15 protein-coding genes are annotated in these 17,686 nt (G+C 47.3%); 5 read left to right on the top strand and 10 right to left on the bottom strand.

Going from position 1 to position 17,686, the window contains the following annotated elements:
• Window positions 1-124 precede the first annotated feature (124 nt).
• Both MHI01_RS22060 and MHI01_RS22055 read left to right on the top strand, forming a co-directional pair.
• Window positions 125-922: a flagellar motor protein gene (locus MHI01_RS22060; RefSeq protein WP_036612388.1), complete on the top strand. Its 798-nt coding sequence runs from the start codon at window positions 125-127 to the stop codon at window positions 920-922.
• Complete coding sequence (locus tag MHI01_RS22055; protein WP_340984157.1) at window positions 906-1,748, top strand: flagellar motor protein MotB; 843 nt, start codon at window positions 906-908, stop codon at window positions 1,746-1,748. Before MHI01_RS22060 ends, MHI01_RS22055 begins: the two co-directional genes overlap by 17 nt.
• A gap of 100 nt (window positions 1,749-1,848) precedes the next feature.
• On the opposite strand, the gene MHI01_RS22050 is transcribed toward MHI01_RS22055, so the two are convergent.
• Genes MHI01_RS22050 through MHI01_RS22040 form a run of 3 tightly spaced genes read right to left on the bottom strand, consistent with a single transcriptional unit; the run spans window position 1,849 to window position 5,164 of the window.
• The gene (locus tag MHI01_RS22050) at window positions 1,849-3,027 is read right to left on the bottom strand and encodes an ABC transporter permease (protein ID WP_339284396.1); all 1,179 of its coding nucleotides are present in this window, start codon (window positions 3,025-3,027) and stop codon (window positions 1,849-1,851) included.
• Window positions 3,020-4,216, bottom strand: a complete 1,197-nt coding sequence (locus MHI01_RS22045) for an ABC transporter permease (protein ID WP_340984156.1) — start codon at window positions 4,214-4,216, stop codon at window positions 3,020-3,022. Before MHI01_RS22045 ends, MHI01_RS22050 begins: the two co-directional genes overlap by 8 nt.
• Window positions 4,217-4,228: 12 nt before the next feature.
• Complete coding sequence (locus tag MHI01_RS22040) at window positions 4,229-5,164, bottom strand: ABC transporter ATP-binding protein (RefSeq protein ID WP_340984154.1); 936 nt, start codon at window positions 5,162-5,164, stop codon at window positions 4,229-4,231.
• A gap of 211 nt (window positions 5,165-5,375) precedes the next feature.
• Between MHI01_RS22040 and MHI01_RS22035 the strand changes: the two genes are divergently transcribed.
• On the top strand, window positions 5,376-6,587 hold the full coding sequence (locus MHI01_RS22035; protein WP_340984153.1) for a sensor histidine kinase: 1,212 nt from the start codon (window positions 5,376-5,378) through the stop codon (window positions 6,585-6,587).
• A 20-nt stretch (window positions 6,588-6,607) separates the two neighbouring features.
• Complete coding sequence (locus MHI01_RS22030; RefSeq protein WP_340984152.1) at window positions 6,608-7,297, top strand: response regulator transcription factor; 690 nt, start codon at window positions 6,608-6,610, stop codon at window positions 7,295-7,297.
• Between the two features lie 95 nt (window positions 7,298-7,392).
• Here MHI01_RS22030 and MHI01_RS22025 read toward each other — a convergent pair whose 3' ends face one another.
• The 5 genes from MHI01_RS22025 to ftsE all read right to left on the bottom strand — a co-directional run bounded on the left by MHI01_RS22025 (window position 7,393) and on the right by ftsE (window position 13,454).
• Window positions 7,393-8,721: a PDZ domain-containing protein gene (locus tag MHI01_RS22025; protein WP_340984151.1), complete on the bottom strand. Its 1,329-nt coding sequence runs from the start codon at window positions 8,719-8,721 to the stop codon at window positions 7,393-7,395.
• Window positions 8,722-8,785: 64 nt separating this feature from the next.
• Entirely contained in the window at window positions 8,786-10,258 is a 1,473-nt protein-coding gene (locus MHI01_RS22020) for a S41 family peptidase (RefSeq protein ID WP_076254092.1), read from the bottom strand.
• Between the two features lie 134 nt (window positions 10,259-10,392).
• On the bottom strand, window positions 10,393-11,673 hold the full coding sequence (locus tag MHI01_RS22015; RefSeq protein WP_076254090.1) for a murein hydrolase activator EnvC family protein: 1,281 nt from the start codon (window positions 11,671-11,673) through the stop codon (window positions 10,393-10,395).
• 187 nt (window positions 11,674-11,860) lie between these two features.
• Entirely contained in the window at window positions 11,861-12,778 is a 918-nt protein-coding gene (gene ftsX, locus MHI01_RS22010; protein WP_036612410.1) for a permease-like cell division protein FtsX, read from the bottom strand.
• Window positions 12,768-13,454: a cell division ATP-binding protein FtsE gene (gene ftsE, locus MHI01_RS22005; protein WP_024631580.1), complete on the bottom strand. Its 687-nt coding sequence runs from the start codon at window positions 13,452-13,454 to the stop codon at window positions 12,768-12,770. The genes ftsX and ftsE overlap by 11 nt, the downstream gene beginning before the upstream one ends.
• Before the next feature lie 254 nt (window positions 13,455-13,708).
• Between ftsE and MHI01_RS22000 the strand changes: the two genes are divergently transcribed.
• Window positions 13,709-15,142 carry a VanW family protein gene (locus MHI01_RS22000; RefSeq protein WP_340984150.1) on the top strand — a complete coding sequence of 478 codons (1,434 nt, stop codon included), beginning with the start codon at window positions 13,709-13,711 and terminating at the stop codon, window positions 15,140-15,142.
• Window positions 15,143-15,355: 213 nt separating this feature from the next.
• On the opposite strand, the gene MHI01_RS21995 is transcribed toward MHI01_RS22000, so the two are convergent.
• Together MHI01_RS21995 and MHI01_RS21990 are read right to left on the bottom strand one after the other, a co-directional pair.
• Window positions 15,356-16,909: an MDR family MFS transporter gene (locus tag MHI01_RS21995; RefSeq protein WP_340984149.1), complete on the bottom strand. Its 1,554-nt coding sequence runs from the start codon at window positions 16,907-16,909 to the stop codon at window positions 15,356-15,358.
• Between the two features lie 72 nt (window positions 16,910-16,981).
• On the bottom strand, window positions 16,982-17,665 hold the full coding sequence (locus MHI01_RS21990) for a hypothetical protein (RefSeq protein WP_047840646.1): 684 nt from the start codon (window positions 17,663-17,665) through the stop codon (window positions 16,982-16,984).
• Between the last annotated feature and the right edge of the window lie 21 nt (window positions 17,666-17,686).

Genomic DNA, 17,686 nt, shown 5'->3' with positions numbered 1-17,686 from the left:
GTCGAAGTTCCCCGAATTTTCATATGGGAAAACTTATAGTAATAGGAATATTTGTTCCCGTTTAATTATACCTCGTTCGTTTTAGTGATGCAAACGTGAAATGAAGATAGGAGTGGGTTAATTTATGGATATTGCGACACTTATCGGTATTATTGCCGGAATTGCCGCAGTCATTAGCGGTTTTTTGTGGGAAGGCGGCCAATTGTCTGGTCTCCTGCAAAAAACGGCTGCTTTAATTGTATTCGGTGGAACGATTGCTGCTGTGGTTGCCAGTTTCCCGGCGCATCGCCTTCGTACGATTCCAGCTGCCCTGCGTATGGCTTTTGGACGTAACAATAATGATTCAGGCTTGTGGGTTGAAGAACTGGTGGAGATGTCTTCAATCGCACGCCGCTCAGGTGTACTTGCATTGGAACGCAAGGTTATGGATCATCCGCATCCATTTTTGCAAGACGGTATTCAGATGGTTGTTGATGGTACCGATCAGGATGTGGTTCGCCAGATCCTGGAGATGGAGATCGACTCTATTGAACAAAAACATGAGGGTTACGCCAAAATATTCGAATCTGCTGGTGGGTACGCCCCAACCATGGGCATCATCGGAACCGTGATGGGACTTATTCAGGTACTTGGCAGTTTGACCGATCCAACCGGACTCGGACCTGCCATTGCTGTTGCCTTTACCGCAACCCTGTATGGGGTCGCCAGTGCCAATCTTATCTTTTTGCCCATTGCCTCCAAGATCAAATCCAGAGGTGCCGATGAAGTGCAGACCATGGAAATGCTTCTCGAAGGTGTACTTGCCATTCAGAACGGTGAGAATCCCCAGCTTGTACGCAAAAGACTGGAGTCCTTCACCCTCACGCATCGTCAGCATATACGCCCCCTAGCAAAGGAGGGATTGGATGAGTCGGCGCAGTAAACGGCGCGGAAAACGTGAAACTATCGATCATCGGGATCGCTGGATGATTACTTATGCCGATCTCATAACGCTGCTTTTGATCTTTTTTGTCATCATGTATGCCATGAGCAATCTGGATTCCGGTAAATATGACGTCGTTACTCAATCGTTACAAAATACATTTAATGCGTCCGACTCAATCCTTGAGCTTGGTGAGGGACTCGGTGAGAAACCCGGTCAAACGATTACAGAGACTCCACCATCCGAGGTGCAGGGTGAAGATCCTTCAGATGGTGAAGGAAACCCTTCCGATTCCGGGACTGCAACACCAGATAATGACAACAAGCCCCTCACAGAACGGGAAGAACAGTTCAGATCACAGGAGCAGGAATTGCAAAATCTGTTCAATGTGATTACCCAATATATCGAGGATAATAAACTGGAAAATCAGATTTTTGTTGCGGACAAGCCACAGGGCCTATCCATTACACTTAGTGACCGCTTCCTGTTTGATCAGGGGCAAGCTGCCCTCAAAGGGGATGCTGCACCCACACTAACCAAGCTGGCAAGTCTGTTTCGGGATCTGAATACCGTTGTCAGCATCGAAGGACATACGGACAATATTCCGGTCGGGGCCAACTCCACGTACAAAGACAACTGGGAACTTTCTGGAGAACGTGCACTGTCTGTATTACGATTCTTTTTGGATACAGAGAAGCTTAATCCAGACGGATTCCAGTATGCCGGATATGCGGATACTCGCCCAACGGGTGACAACACCACAGCGGCCGGAAGACAAAAGAACCGTCGGGTTGAAATAACGGTCCTGCGTCAACTCCAACCTTAATCATCAATATCTCACATAATGCATCATTCCTTATGCAAAGAAAGCACGCTCTAACTGAATTCAATTCAGCAGAGCGTGCTTTCTTTTATGTCGTATTACCTTATGCCTCTACTCCTGGCTGGCTAGGGCGTAGAATCGCAGAGCCAACAGTCAGTAAAATGGCAGCCATGCCAAACAAAATCAATAGTGGCAATGTGATATCCGACAATGTACCGCCAGCAGAGATCGTCTCCACCGCCTGAATCGCCCATTTCTGTGGAACAAAGTTGGCGAGCTTTTGCATATAATCCGGCATCAACGAGATCGGCCAGAAACAACCACCTATCATACAGGTTGGCATAATGACAAGTGAATTCAGCATGTTGGCATTTTTGGAATTACGGATCAATCCAGCAACCGTACTTGCGATGCCCATGGAGACCAGCATGAACGCTGCCAAGATCATGAAATGAATTCCAAAAGGAATGCCGGCATCATAATGCAGCAGCCACCTGCTGACTCCCAAAACCAGAACAATCTGAATCATGCCAATGATAAAGCTACCCAGGAAATTGCCAAGTGCAATCTCATATGCACGAACGGGCGCCGTATATACTCTGGCCATCGTGCGTTTCCTGCGATCTTCCATTATCACAGCCACTGCACTGGTCAGCAGCCCCATCATAAACATGATTGTAAATCCAGTCACATTGTTCAGGCCTGGCTTGGGATAGATCTGCAGATCGGTGACTTCACCAGCAACCTGATGTTTTCCTATCTCCTGTAGAAGCTGTTCAAATGGCTTCTCTATACTCGATAGTATATCCGTCTCACTTGAGACAGGACCTGCCGCCACCTTAACAGCTGAAGCAGATTGTTGCAATCCCCTAGTCAAACCTTCAACAGCCGCTCGTAGGGTATAGGAACCTTCACTTATGCGCAGTTCTACCAGTTGAATTTCGGTTGCCTTACCCTGTAACAGATCCTCTGTATAATGTGCGGGAATGATAATGCCAGAACTTCCTTTTTGCTGAGCGATAGCTTCCTTCACTTCTGCTTCGTTGTTCATTGGCTTGAGCAGGTACTCCTCCTTGTCAGCAAGTTCATGAATCATCCATGTCCCTGCTACCCCTGTATCCTCATTGACGTAGGGAATGACCGTCCGTGTACTCTGCTCACTTCCAAAAAGGGCAACCGCTCCCGTAACCACCAGGCAAGGCAGAAGCAGAAACGTAATGAAGCCCATTTTACGGCCAAGTGTACGTCTAATCATCAACCAGGCGATGTGTAGACTATTCATATCGGTATCCTGCCTTTCTATAGATCAATCCTGAGATGAACAGCAATACAGCGCATACCACGCCTAACATTAAAATGTTATACACAATCTCTCCTACAGGTGCATCCAGCATCATTCTCAGAAAGCTCTGGAGCGCCCAGTGGTTAACCGTAAATTCACTAATCCGTTGTACAAAATCAATTGGAATGGGCCTAAATCCACCGCTAATGAATGTCATGGCAATGATGATACCTTGTAAGGTTGCACTGGCCGATGCTGTGCTTTTACATACCAGTGCGACGATCACGCCTAAAGTCATGGATGCCAAGGTGATGAATACACAAGTCAGCACAATATACCAAGGATGGGTTCCCCAATCCACACCGTAGAGCCAATATGTCATAAGGATGATCGTTGTTGCTTGTAAGAAAGCGAGCAGACTATTACCTGCAATTTTGCCAGCGAAAATAACTCCATTACCTATAGGCGCAGCCTGAAGGCGAATTAACGTTTTGTTATCACGCTCTCCAAAAAGGCTGGTACTGGTTGTCATGCCTGAGTACAACATGAACATCGCCAGCATGGAAGCTGCATAGTATTGGGAGGCACTATACGCCGTACCTGTCTTACCGGGATTAGTGACAGCAATCGAGGTTGAATTCGCCGTACCAGACTCCGAAGCAGAGGCCATGGCAACAATTACTTCCGGACCGAGCACTTTGGTAATCGCCATCTGTCGGTTCCATTCATCCGTAAAACGTGTGAACAAAGTTTCACCTAAGGTATTAAGTGTGTTGTCCTTTCCTCGTATCCACTGTAACCTGGCCTCTTTCCCCATCATCACGTTTTGCTCAAAATCCGAAGGAATCATTACAGCAAAGTCCAGCTTGTCGGTACGCAGCGAATGAACGGCCTCTTCTTCAGTTGTAAAGTTCTGCACCTTGACCATCTCAGCCACTTCCGGGGATGCAACGAATGTATCCAGCGCTTGATTAAGCGTACTTGATCCTCCACCAGATTCAGTACTCAAATGAATGATTCCCACACGTACAGTATCGGGAATAACATCCTCCGCCGTACCCATCGTACTGGAAAGTGCCGTGCCCAATATAAAAATCAGTAACAACGGCAAAATAAACAGGTTTAACACCACAGATCGAATCTTAAGAATACGCCTTAATTCAAAGATGCAAATATGCCATATATTCATCTCTTGTTCCCCCTAGTCCCGAAGCGTACGCCCGGTCAGATTGAGGAACAACGTTTCCAGATCCGGCTCTTCAACCTTGAGCGACTGAATGGATACTTCATGTTTGCTGCAAATGAAGAGCAGATCCTGGAGATCCTGCTGTGCCGAAGGCAGCGTAATGGTCAGTGTATTCTCTGAAACGTCTACCATCCGTACGCGGGGGTGAAGTTTCAGTTCTTCCACGACGTCGGTACCGATATCGGAAGTGGAGAGCACTACTTTTTCCTCCGATGCTACCCGTTCTCTCAACTCTGCTTCAGTCCCACTGGCAATGATTCGTCCCTGATCCATAATCGCAACCCGGTGACTAATCGTAGCCACTTCCTCCATGTAATGACTTGTATATATGATCGTTGAACCCATCTTGTTGAGTGTCCGTACCGATTCAAGAATATGATTCCGAGATTGCGGATCAATGCCAACTGTCGGTTCGTCCATGATAATTAGATCCGGGCGATGTGTAATCGCACATGCGATGTTTAACCTGCGTTTCATACCGCCAGAGAAGGTCGAGGGGGCATCCTTTGCTTTATCCTGCAACCCTACAAATTCAAGGGACTCCTGCACTCTTTCCTTAAGCAATTTTCCACGCAGTCCATACAGTCTGGCAAAAAAGGTCACATTCTCCGCAGCAGACATGGTTTCGTATAAAGCCAGATCCTGCGGAACGAGTCCGATCTTGCGCTTTACTTCAAGCGGTCGCTCCTTGACCGAGATCCCATCTAATCTGATCTCACCCTGATCCATATTCAGGAGCCCTGCAATCATGCTGATGGTGGTACTTTTTCCTGCTCCATTGGGACCAAGCAATCCAAAAATCTCGCCTTTGCCAACACTAAGGTTCAAATGATCCACGGACAGCTTGCTGCCGTATCGTTTTACTACATGATCTACTTCAAGTATGCCCATCCCTTTTACGCCCCTTTTCCGTTTCGGCCTTCGCCGCTGGATTTCATAATTTTATTGTAACGGATCGCAATCTGTAGCGAAGGTACAAAAAGTCATGAATCGAAGGTGACTTAAGTCATCTCCTGATTCGAATGCTGCTTATGGTATAATCAAGGGCGCATTACCAAGAGATTTTGTACTCCACTTTTTATATAAAGGATGTCATTTACATATGCCAATGCGGTTTCTGCAATATGGATTAATTATCGTTCCAGCAGTACTGTACCTGTTGATGTTGCCCTTGGAAAATGAAGCCGTCTACACCCTGTATATCATCATCGCGCTTGTACTCTCCGTGTGGAAAGATTTTAACCGTTCAAGTACACAGCAATGGCTGTTGCTGCTGGCCGAAATACTCTGGAGCTGCTGGCTGATTGCTTCGTATGGACCATTTATGTTTTTCCTCTCTCTATCCGTGCTCTACGTGTATATATACAGACTGGTGGGAAGTCGGAGATGGTTGATGGTTGCAATTCAGCTTGTCGCTAACAATGTCGCTTTGCATTGGCATTATTCTGCCCCACAGGCACCGCAGCCAGGGTTAACCACACTAAATACAACCGCCACTACATTACTCTCCCCAGAGACAACTGCGATGGTTCTTGGCAACCTGCTTCTGCTCATCACAGCGGCTCTGTCCTGGCAGGGATCAAGGACGGCGAGCAGCCGCGGACAACTGGAACAAGTCTATGACGAACTTCGCAGCAAACATTACGAGCTACAAGAAACTCGTGCGCAGCTGCTGTTATTTACAAAGCAACTTGAAGGAGTGGCTCAGGCAGAGGAACGTACCCGTATCTCCAGACAGCTTCATGATGATATCGGGCATCGACTGATCCGCACCAAAATGATGTCGGAAGCCGCCCTGCTGACCATCCCCCTCGATATGGAACAAGGAACGGAAATGGTGCGACAGATTCGCGATCAATTGGCCGATAGTATGGATGATATGCGCAGCACACTGCACAAACTGCAACCTAATTCCTATGCATCCGAAGCCTACGCCCTGGATCGTCTCCTAGAGGAAGTGGGTAGAGATACCGGCGTGAAGACAAATTATGAAGTTCATGGCCCATCCCATGTGCTGTATCCCAGCATACAAATTGTTTTATACAAAAATGCCAAAGAAGCCCTTACCAATGCCCTGCGACACGGAAATGCTTCTTCAATCACAGTAGAGCTGGTATTCGGGGATCAGGAAGTGTGTATGAGTGTGAGTAATGATGGCAAAATCAATCCTCATTCTTCCAAGCGAAATGGCATAGGACAGGAAGGTATGCTTCTACGCACACAAATGGTGGGAGGAGCCCTGGAGATTCAATCGGCTTATCCGTATACAGTGATTACATGCATTCCAATTACTAACAAAGTTGATATACTCTGAAAAAGGAAGTGAATGTTCTCATGTCCGAACGTAATGATGTGAACCAAAATAATGATTCAGCCCAACTCCCACTTATTCGGCTGATTCTCGCAGACGATGATTACTTCATTCGTGAGAGCCTGAAAGTGCTGCTTGGACTTGACTCCGGCATTCGCGTTACAGGCACAGCCTCAAATGGACAGGAAGCGTTGGAATTGCTTGAATCAGGAACGCCTGCGGACGTGGTGTTAATGGATATTCGGATGCCGGAATGTGACGGAGTTGAAGGTACCAAACGCATCAAGGCACGTTTTCCTGAAATCCAGGTGCTCATGCTAACTACTTTTGACGACGATGATTATATTATTCAGGCATTACAGAATGGAGCAAGCGGTTATTTGCTCAAAAACGTCCCCCCCGAGCGGATCATTCAAGGCATCAAGACCGTACATAACGGTGATATGTTAATTCATCCGGATATTGCCCGCAAATTGGCAGGCCTTCTTCGTCCCGCTGCAATTCTCCTGACACAGAATCCAATCGAAGCCTATGGACTGACACGTATGGAGCTGGCGGTTGCCGAGGCCATATCGGAGGGGTTGTCCAATAAGGAAATTGCCGCCAAACTGTTCCTCAGTGAAGGCACGGTCAAAAACTATGTCACGGATATTCTCGGTAAGTTGAGCTTGCGTGATCGGACCCAAATCGCCATCTTTATGTTAAAACAATAACAAAAAAAGGTATTTCCCTTGCCTGTGACGGCGCTCGGAAATACCTTTTTCTTTGTTTTATTTATGCAACATACTTCATCACGTATGCTTAGTTGTTACATCTCTATGGACCCTTTATCACTGCCCACGGGGGCTGGCGGTAACGCCAAGGGAGCTTCGTCCCTGAGTGGTTTTTTCAGACGGGCAAACAATTTGAGGTTGATGATATGGAACAACGTCAGTGGACGTAACCGAATCGCCCAGACCTCGTGATTGTCCGGTGCCATAATGACACCTAGCTGATGATGCTCCCCTTCATAGATCGCTCGTTGCATGAACTTGCTTTCTCCCTGGTGATTTCGCACCTCAAGTTTGCAAAAAGCCGGGTTCATCCGCAGGGCACGATGTAACTCTTCCGGTGAATGAACCAACTTACCATTCACCTTGTACAATGTCTCTCCTGCTTCAATCCCCAAATCTGCAGCAGGGCTCTCCGGAATAACAGCCAATACCTTCAACCCATGCTGCGGATGGACAAATACCGGACTGCGGTTTTGCTCTTCAAACGCGCTGTACCATACCAGAAATTCATGTCCAATAAATGCGATCAGCGCAGCAACCACCATAAGTGGAGACCACCATGCAGCAAGCAAACTGAACACAAGCAAAGTTGCCCCGTATATCATCAACCGCTTGGATGAGATCTGTACCTTTTGTCCCGGAAGCATACTCTGCGTTATCTCACCAAATCCGAGCATAATCGGCAACGCAACCAGCATGTAACTATGACCTGCATTCATCAGTGGATTCCATGCCAGCTCCGCGCCACCTCCTGTGACTGGAACAAGAATCAGTAGAGGAATGGCCCAGAACTGCTGCAATTGATATCCACCAACCAGTTTCCCGCGTTTTCCCTCGAAGAGAAGTGGTGATGCCATCGATACCCCCTGCATGCGTACCAACAAGGCTTCACCCATATGTAGAATGGCAGCCAGGACAAGCAGTGCAGGCATATCCAGGGTACGTAGCGTTCCCGTGATAGTGCCCATCCAACCCGATGGTTGCCAGCCTGAAGCCACATTCAAACCAAATTGTAGCACACCCAGTAACCCGGCCGCATAAGCAAAGCACAGATACCGGATACGGAACAAGGATAGAATTAATGTTGCAGCCCATATGCATATCAGGCTTCCCAGTGTAAGATGTGCACCGAGGAATAGGGACACAATCGAGACGATAGTACCAATGAGTATGCCTCCGAGCACCGCCCGAATCGTCTGTGTTATCGAGCTTTGCAAACGAACATGGAACAATTTACGCTCCTGCAGTAATTGACGATGATAGATCAGCGCAATCAGGATCACCGCAATATAATAAAACGGCTGAATAAACAACTGCAACAAAGCTTCCCCTAATGTAGTTAACCACGGCCATACCCATTCCATTGTGGTCGGTCACCCCTCTCTTTCAGCCGGTTCAGAAAAAAAGAAGGCTGAAAATCAGCCTTCTTTATGGCTTCGACACAGCGGACGAAATATCCTTTGAGACATTTTCGATCGCGCGTTTCAGCTGTGCATCATATTGAGGATTGGCAATACGTTCAATCAGAGCCGCTTCCAGTGATTCAGCGGTTTTCTCGTCAATCTGGCCTGTAGCCTGAATGCCTTTTTGCTTCTGGAATGCCTTGACCGCTTCTTCCGTCTTCTGGTCGTAGTATCCATCCACACGATCCGGTTTGAAATCGAGTCCTCTCAGCATCGTCTGCGCACTTTTCACATCCGAGCTATTGCTGTCATATTTCAGTGGTAACTTCTCTTTGTTAATCGGTGCCACCGAGAAATAATCCGGCTGGTCTACCGCAATATCCGGTTTGATTCCTTTTTCATGAATCCAGTCTCCGTTCGGAGTGAGCCACTTGGCAATAGTGATCTTCAGCAAGCTGCCATCACCCATCTGCTTGTCATAACTCGTCTGGACGGTTCCTTTACCAAAAGAGTTTTCACCAATCAACTTAGCACCTGCTGACTGTTGTAATGCACCGGCCAAAATCTCCGACGCACTCGCACTGCCTTTGTTCATCAGGACTGTGACTGGGTAAGCTTTGGCTGATCCATTGGATTTACTTTGTTCCTTTTTGCCGTTCTTGTCTTCAACTTGCACAATAACCTTGCCTTTAGGAACAAACTGTTCAGCAATATCAATAACAACTTGCAATACACCGCCTGGGTCATTCCGTACGTCGATGACCAGACCTTTCATGTTCTGCTTCTCAAGCTTCGCCAACTCTTCCTTAAAGCGATCGCCTGTATTCAAAGAGAATTGAGTAATGGCAATAACGCCAATTCCGCCATCCTCCATGTGAGCATATACGGTCTCCAGATCAATATCATCACGTACAATCACAAAATCAATCAGCTCGGAAGATCCAGCACGTTTAACTTGTACCTTCGCTTCACTGCCCTTGGGACCTCTGATTTTGTTAACAGCCTTGTTCAGTTCCAAACCTTGCAAGGATTCGCCGTTGACCGACATAATCATGTCTTTTGCACGAATACCCGCTTTCTCGGCAGGAGATCCTTTGATTGGGGAAACAACAACAACGTTTCCATCCTGTGAGGATACCTCTGCGCCAATACCGGTAAAGGAACCTTCGATCGACTCTTCAAACTGAGCAGCCGTTTCCTGCCCCATATAGTTGGAGTACGGATCACCAAGTGATTCCATCATGCCGTTGATCGCACCGTCAATCAATTTGGTCTGATCCACATCTTTATAATAGTTGCTTGAGATCAAATCCATCGCGGTTTCAATCTTCTTCAAATCGTTCTTCTGCTGTGTATTACCGGTTACACTGGCCAGCAAACCTTCGCCCGGTGTGGCCTGGCTCGCTATTCCCGGATACGTCATTAATACCAGGGTTAGTAAACTACCGCCAAGGAGACCCACAATGACAAGCAGTAGCGCCGATCTTTTCTTCATCATCCGTTTGTCACCGCCTTTAGTTTTGAAGCGTGTCCGATTCCATTGTTGCCAGAATCCATTCCCTGAACATGCCAGCTTAGTATATGTCTAGCTTGTACGGAATATGTTTTTCCATTCGAACGATGGAGCAATAATTACAAATAGTTCATCGGATTTACAGCAGTACCGTTGTCTCTCACTTCAAAATGCAAGTGAGGTCCAGTAGAGTTCCCTGTATTTCCTGACTCCGCAATGGTATCCCCTCTGCTTACTGTGTCTCCCTTGCTGACTTTGAATCCACCTTCGCGCAAGTGACCATATAACGTCCATAGTCCACCGCCGTGGTCCACAATAACCGTATAACCATAACCGCTATACCATTCAGCCATGATCACGATTCCGCCAGAAGCAGCGTGAACCGAAGTTCCCTGAGGGACAGCAAAATCGACACCGGCATGCATTTTACCCACTACACCCGTAATCGGATGGGTACGGGGACCGAATCCAGAAGAAATACGTCCTCCAGATACCGGTCTGGAGAAGATACCATTCCCGGATGAATACGTAACCTCACTGCTGCTATCCGAACTCACTCTAGTAGGCGCCTTGGCTGCAGCTTTCGCCCGAGCCGCTGCTGCGGCTTTTGCTTTGGCTGCGGCGGCTGCCTGCTGTTCACGCAATTTATTTTTCTCTTGAAGAAGTGCCGAACGTTTGCTGGCAATCTGCATTAATACATCTTCCTGCTCTTGTGTCAGCTCTTCTGACTCTTCAATTTTAGCATCATATGAAGCGAGAAGCACTTGCTTTTCCGCTTCTTTTTCATTCAATTGGGACTTGCGCTGTTTCTTCTGTGCATACAGACTCTTGGCTTCCGCATATTGCACATCCAATTCTGCCTTTTTGTCCACGACCAGTTGCTTGTCCGCTTTGTGCTCATCCAGCAGATGCTGATCCTGATCCACAATCGTTTTGAGTGAATCCGCACGGGTCAGGAAGTCAGTGAAGCTAGTAGAGGACAACAATACATCCAGATAGGATACAGCACCGTCCGTATACATCAGGCGTACGCGTGACTCCAACAATTTCTCCCTTGCAACAATGCGTTCTTCTGCCGCTTGCAGATCTTTTTTTGTTGTACGGAGATCTTCCTCCGTGTTCTCGATCTGCAAGGATACACTCGCCAGTTCATCACTAACGACATTGATCTGTTCCATAACAACCTTTAGATAAGCGTTGGTTTTGTTCTTGTAATGCTGTGCTTCCTTTTTGTTGGAAGCCGCTTTTTTTTGCTCCTGCTTGGCAGAAGCCGCCTTGCTCTCCAGTTGCTGAATCTGTTGGTCAATATCGCTGATGCTACTCTTGGCATATCCGTCAGAAGGTTGAAGCGTCAAACTGGCCAATAACGTAAAGGCCAGCAGCGAAGCGGTTTTTTTCAAAATGATGATCCCCCATCCTATGATTTCACAAGAAAGCAACCTGCACAGGTGGTGAACAGCATGTTCTTTGCTTTCTTCAATCTTAAAAGACTCCGTCTTTCCTACATATCGTCAAACAGCGTCCATTAATGAACCTGCTTTACCATTCTTTTCGACATATTCTGCAATTCGATCGTTGAAAACAAAATTAAACGTTGAGTGATTTCCGAATGGACAGTGTACTTCCCAAAATACCTACCAGCACACCAAGTCCGATCAACAGTGTTCCAAACAGCCCCCAGATTTCGCCGAGCGGAATCAAGTTAAGCATCTGCATGAAGACATCCTGACCAATCGTCTTCATCAACTGGCTGTATCCAACAAACAGCACACCAACCGTAATGACCGAGCCAATAAATCCAATGAGTGCACCTTCAATAAAGAAAGGCCAGCGAATAAAGGTATTGGTTGCACCAACCAGCTTCATAATTCCGATCTCCCGGCGACGTGCCAGAATCGTTACGCGAATCGTATTCGAGATCAGGAACATGGACATGAGACCCAGTCCCCCGACAAAAATAAATCCGATGTTACGAACAAGCTTCGTAAATTTGAACAACACTTCCACCGTTTCCTTGCCGTAGTTCACTTTCATGATCGGCTTCTCCGGGTGTTTTTCGTTCAAAGCTTCGATTTTTTGCGCCACAAAAGTGACGGTTTCCGGTTCAATGACCTCAACTTCAATGGTCTCCGGCAGTGGGTTGTTGTCCACATCGAAACCGCTAAGCACGTTATCTGCGCTCTCTCCAAGACGCTCACGGAACTCCTTGAGTCCTTCTTCCTTGGAAACAAAACGAATCTCACTTACTTCAGGCATCGCGCTGATTTCTTGCTCCAGTGTGTTACGCAGGTTCTCGTCCACATTCAGTTCGAGGAACGTGCTGATCTCCACCTGGCTATCAACTTGATTCGCCATGGAGTTCACATTGAGGACCAGTAGCATAAACACACCAAGAATCAATAGCGACACAATGATGGACATGATGGAGGCCACAGACATCCAGCCGTTGCGGAATACGTTTTTGAATCCCTCCCGCAGATGGCGCAAGAGAGTACTAAAATTCATAACCGTATTCCCCTCTCATCTGATCCCGTACAATCTGTCCACGTTCAATCGCAATTACCCGCTTACGCATCGTATTTACGATATCTTTGTTGTGGGTTGCCATAACAATGGTTGTTCCCCGGAAATTAATCTCATCCAATAGTTGCATAATGCCCCACGACGTCTCCGGATCGAGGTTACCTGTAGGCTCATCCGCGATAATAACCGATGGGTTATTGACGATAGCCCGTGCAATGGCAATACGCTGCTGTTCTCCACCCGAGAGCTGTGAAGGTTCGCGATTTGCCTTGCTCCGCAGACCCACCAAGTCGAGCACCTCCATCACTCGTTTTTTGATATGACGCTTCGGTGCTTCAATAACTTCCATGGCAAATGCCACATTCTCAAATGCTGTCATCCGTGGCAGCAGACGAAAATCCTGGAACACAACGCCGATGTTACGACGCACATAAGGAATCTTTCTTGGCTTCAACTTACCAATATTAAATCCGTTAATGGATATTTGTCCTTTGGTCGGAACTTCTTCTCTGTACATCAATTTCATAAATGTCGATTTACCTGCTCCGGACGGACCGACGATATAAACAAATTCATTGCGGTCGATCTTCACCGACACCCCTTGTAATGCGTGGGTCCCATTGGCGTAGGTCTTCCACACGTCCTGCATTTCTATCACATCATCACTTCCTGCTCGCATAGTTAGCCATTATCATTTCGACACAATCCCGGCATTTCCTTTAAAAAGACCTGAATTTCATCAGGGAAAAATCCACTGCGTTCCTGTTTCAATGGTGAAGCATGGATGCATATGAAGTTTATTGTAACAAATTTGTTACCTATTGAGTACCCGAAAGTTTTCCTGCATTGGATCATATATATAGAAAGTGTTACAAAGTCGGGAACAACCGAAGTATAAAGGAGCGTACGGTTATGAAAAAAATACATTTGACGGTCATTGTTCTATTCTCCATCCTCTTGATCGGCTCCGCGTCCTATGGATTGTTGTATATGTACGTGAATCAGCCTGCCCTGCCCAAAAACGTTCATGTTGGCGAGATGCTGGTGGAGGGGAAGAATCGTAAGAACGTATTGCATGAATTGGATGAACAGATCCAAAAGCTGGAGGACTGGCCTGTCACCTTTGAAGTGACTGAACCCAACCCCCAGACGATGTCGTATACCGCAGCTCAGGTGGGGGTGAGTTACAACGTTAACAGCTTGGAGTCCGCAATACAGCAGCTGGAGGAAGGTAACCTGTGGGAACGCGCTTATGCACGTTATCATTTTCCGAAAGAGTTCTCTCTCGATATGACCTATAACTCAAGACCACTCCAAGAACATCTCAGCCCTGCCTGGGAAAAAGAAACCTTCGGTACACCTGCGGACGCTGTTCGCCGCATTACCACAAGTGACAAAGTCCAGTATATCCCGGAAAAGGGCGTCCGCCGGATTGATTGGAATACACTCACAAGTCTCATTCAGACGAAGCTGCACCGAGATTTCAGTGTACTCAACCCGGATGAGAAACCAGCCCCATTGCTGATCCAGGTACCACTGTATACGCTGAAACCTGAAGTAACTCTTGATTCGCTGCGCCAGGAAGGCATTGACCGAAAGATCATCCAGTTCTCCACGGGTCTGGGCAATAGTAGTGAAGGCCGGATACATAATGTCAGCGCAGCAGCGGAAGCGATTAACGGCATGATTTTGCCACCAGATGCCACATTCGATTATGAGAAGGTCGTCCGTAAAGCTGAAAAGGAGTATGGGTTTCGTGAGGCCCCGGTCATTGTTAATGGCAGACTAACCCCCGGAATTGGCGGGGGAATCTGTCAGGTATCCAGTACGGTGTATAACGCAGCGCTATTGACGGGTCTTGATATTATTGAGCGTCGCAACCATTCCCTGCCGGTCAAATATTTGCCCAAAGGACTGGATGCCACCTTTGCCTCGGGAGCCATCAATTTTCGCTTCAAGAACAATACAGGAAAATCCTTACTCATTCATGCAGAGGTGAAGAACCATCAATTGATGGTGAAATTTTTCGGCACATTCCCGGAGAATGTCAGCTATGCACTTGAATCTCGCACCATTGAAACATTAAGTGTTCCGGTAAAGTATGTGTCCAGTACTGTACTGCCTGATGGTGCACAGCAGGTGCTGCAAGACGGACAGCCTGGATATATTGTTGAGACGGTAAGAACCAAGAGGCTGGACGGCAAAGTGGTCGAATCCAAAACGATTACACGGGACACGTACAAAGCTCAGAATCGCCTGATTGCCCGCTCCGGTCATAGCAGCCTGCCTGACCCACAAGGGCCTTCTGTTGTCGAGGACGGGATTAGCGATACGAAACAGCCTTAGGTTCCTTTTCTGAAGCAGCCAAAAGAGTTCAATCTGTAATTCATGCATTCTAGGATAAACTGATCCTACGAAAACAAAAAGACACACTTCCCGTCCCTTTTAAGGATACGCGAGAAGTGTGTCTTTTTATGGTTTAAGATATGTTATTCGAGTTTTACCAAGCTACGATCAGCTGTACTACCTTAACTTATAGTTAGTTTACTGCATTACGGTTTAGTGACCGCCGGTGTATTCGCCTTGCCCTTCCCCTACGACCATCTTCTCTTTTCCCATGAAGAAGGAAGCGACCAACGCGAGTGCAGCCGGAATTACAGCCCAGGCAAATAACTGCACGATGGAAGAGGACAGGGCATGTGTGATGGTATCCAGCACCTGAGGCGGAATCGCCTGTCTGAGTTCTGGTGAGAGCAGCGCATGTGGATCGGTCAGATCCACTCCCTGCGGCACGCCACCCGCAGAAGCACCGCCTGCTTCCGCAGCTGAACCAGCGAGAGCATCATTCATTTTACGCGTAAATACCTGGCTCTGTACGATACCAAAGATCGTAATGCCCATCGTCATACCGAGGGACCGCAAAAAGTTAAGTGTGGAGCTTGCTGCTCCGCGTCTTTGCGGTTCAAATGCGTTCATGGCTGCATTGCTAAGTACGGAGAACGAAGCACCGACACCCAGACCAACCATCACCATGTAGATACGTATCGTCCAAATGGATGAATTCTCATCCAGTGTAGTCAACAATCCAAGTCCAATGACAAGCAAGGCTAACGTAGGAATCATAATATTACGATACTTGATTTTGGTCATCAACACCCCGCCTAGGGACGCCGTCACAACGGACCCAAGCATCATGGGCAGAAGCACAAGACCGGAGTTGGTCGCTTTACCACCGAGTACCCCCTGTATGAAGATCGGAATGTACACGGATGCTGTAATGAACGCCGCACCACTGAACATACCAATAACGTTACTGGACCAGTAGACCCGGTTGCGGAACATGCTGAAGGAGATGATTGGTTCTTTGGCTTTGGTTTCTGCAAAAAGGAAGAGCAGGGCTAATGCTACAAATCCGGCAAACAAGCCAAGAATCTGCCACGAACCCCAGGCAAATGTTTTGCCACCAAGTTCCAGACCAAAGATCAGGCACACAACAGCACCGATCAGTGTTACAGCACCCAGCCAGTCGATCTGTTGGGATTGATGCTGATGGGATTCTTTATAGAAGAACGCAATAAACACAAATGCAATCAAGCCTAGCGGCAGGTTGATATAGAATACCCATTCCCATGTCGCATACTGGGTAATGTAAGCACCGAGCAGAGGTCCGAATACGCTGGAGAGGCCAAAGACGGCTCCAAACAATCCACCCAATTTACCACGAGATTCTGGTGCAACGACATCAAACATGATCGTAAAAGCAATCGGCACCAGGGCCCCCGCTCCAATACCTTGAATCGCTCTGTACATCGTCAATTCCACAATAGACGTTGCCGTTCCGCACAGCGCTGAGCCAAGCATAAACACAATAATACCAAATACAAAAAACTTCTTCCGTCCATACATATCGGATAACTTACCGAAGATCGGCATCCCTGCCATCTCAGCCACCATGTACGCGGAGGTAACCCAGACGAACTTGTCGAGCCCACCCAGCTTCCCGACAATATCCCCCATAGCTGTTGCCACGATGGTATTATCCATCGAAGCCATTAGTATGCTGAGCAGTAACCCTGCCAGCACCAATCCAATACTGTTTTTACGTGCAGCCATTGTACTCAATCTCTCCATTCACGCTCTATTCATATGACTGCATTAGTATATCCGAAAAGAAGTCTGCGTTAATCAGTCCAAGGACCGATTGCTTTGCAGCAAAACTTCCGATTGCGGATGAATTTGCAGAGATGAACGGTATTCCACTGTACCAATCCGGCAGCCAGGACCGATTTTTATTTTATCGCCACGGACAATCTCGGCTTCCGTATTCTCTAATTCAATATCATCACCTTCGATAATCTGTGCTTTGAGAATTGATTTATTCCCCGTAAACAAGTCATTCAACCGTCCACTCTTCACAGAGATGATGGAACCACCCATTTCCTTGACCTCGGATGGACCCATGATTTTGAGTGTGATGTGTTCAGCGCTGAGCATCCCCGCTATCGTCAACCGTCCGTTCAGCTTGATATTTTCCGCCTGACAATCCCCTGACAGATGAAGTTCACCGACCACTTTTATATGCTCAGCTTTGGCATGCAGGCCAGATGCCTGGATTCCATCCTCACCACCGTTGCTGGCCTCTCGCTCTGTCAGAGTAAGGGTTCCGGTAATTTTAATATCTGTGGATTCAAGCGATCCGTATATGACCGATGTACCCGTACATTTGAATCGATCACAAGATAGATTGTCGTTAAAGGACGCGTCCCCTACGACCTTGATCTTGCCGTACACGCCACCAGAAGAACTGCCATCACCAACGATGCTGATATCCATTTTTTTGTCCAATGAACGCCCATGATTGTTATTCATGTCGATCCCATCCCTTTCTCT

The sequence above is a fragment of the Paenibacillus sp. FSL M7-0656 genome, assembly GCF_038003225.1.
GTDB classification, from domain to species: domain Bacteria; phylum Bacillota; class Bacilli; order Paenibacillales; family Paenibacillaceae; genus Paenibacillus; species Paenibacillus amylolyticus.
The sequence above is the reverse complement of the archived record's forward strand: the minus strand, read 5'-3'. Positions and strand labels throughout refer to the sequence as shown.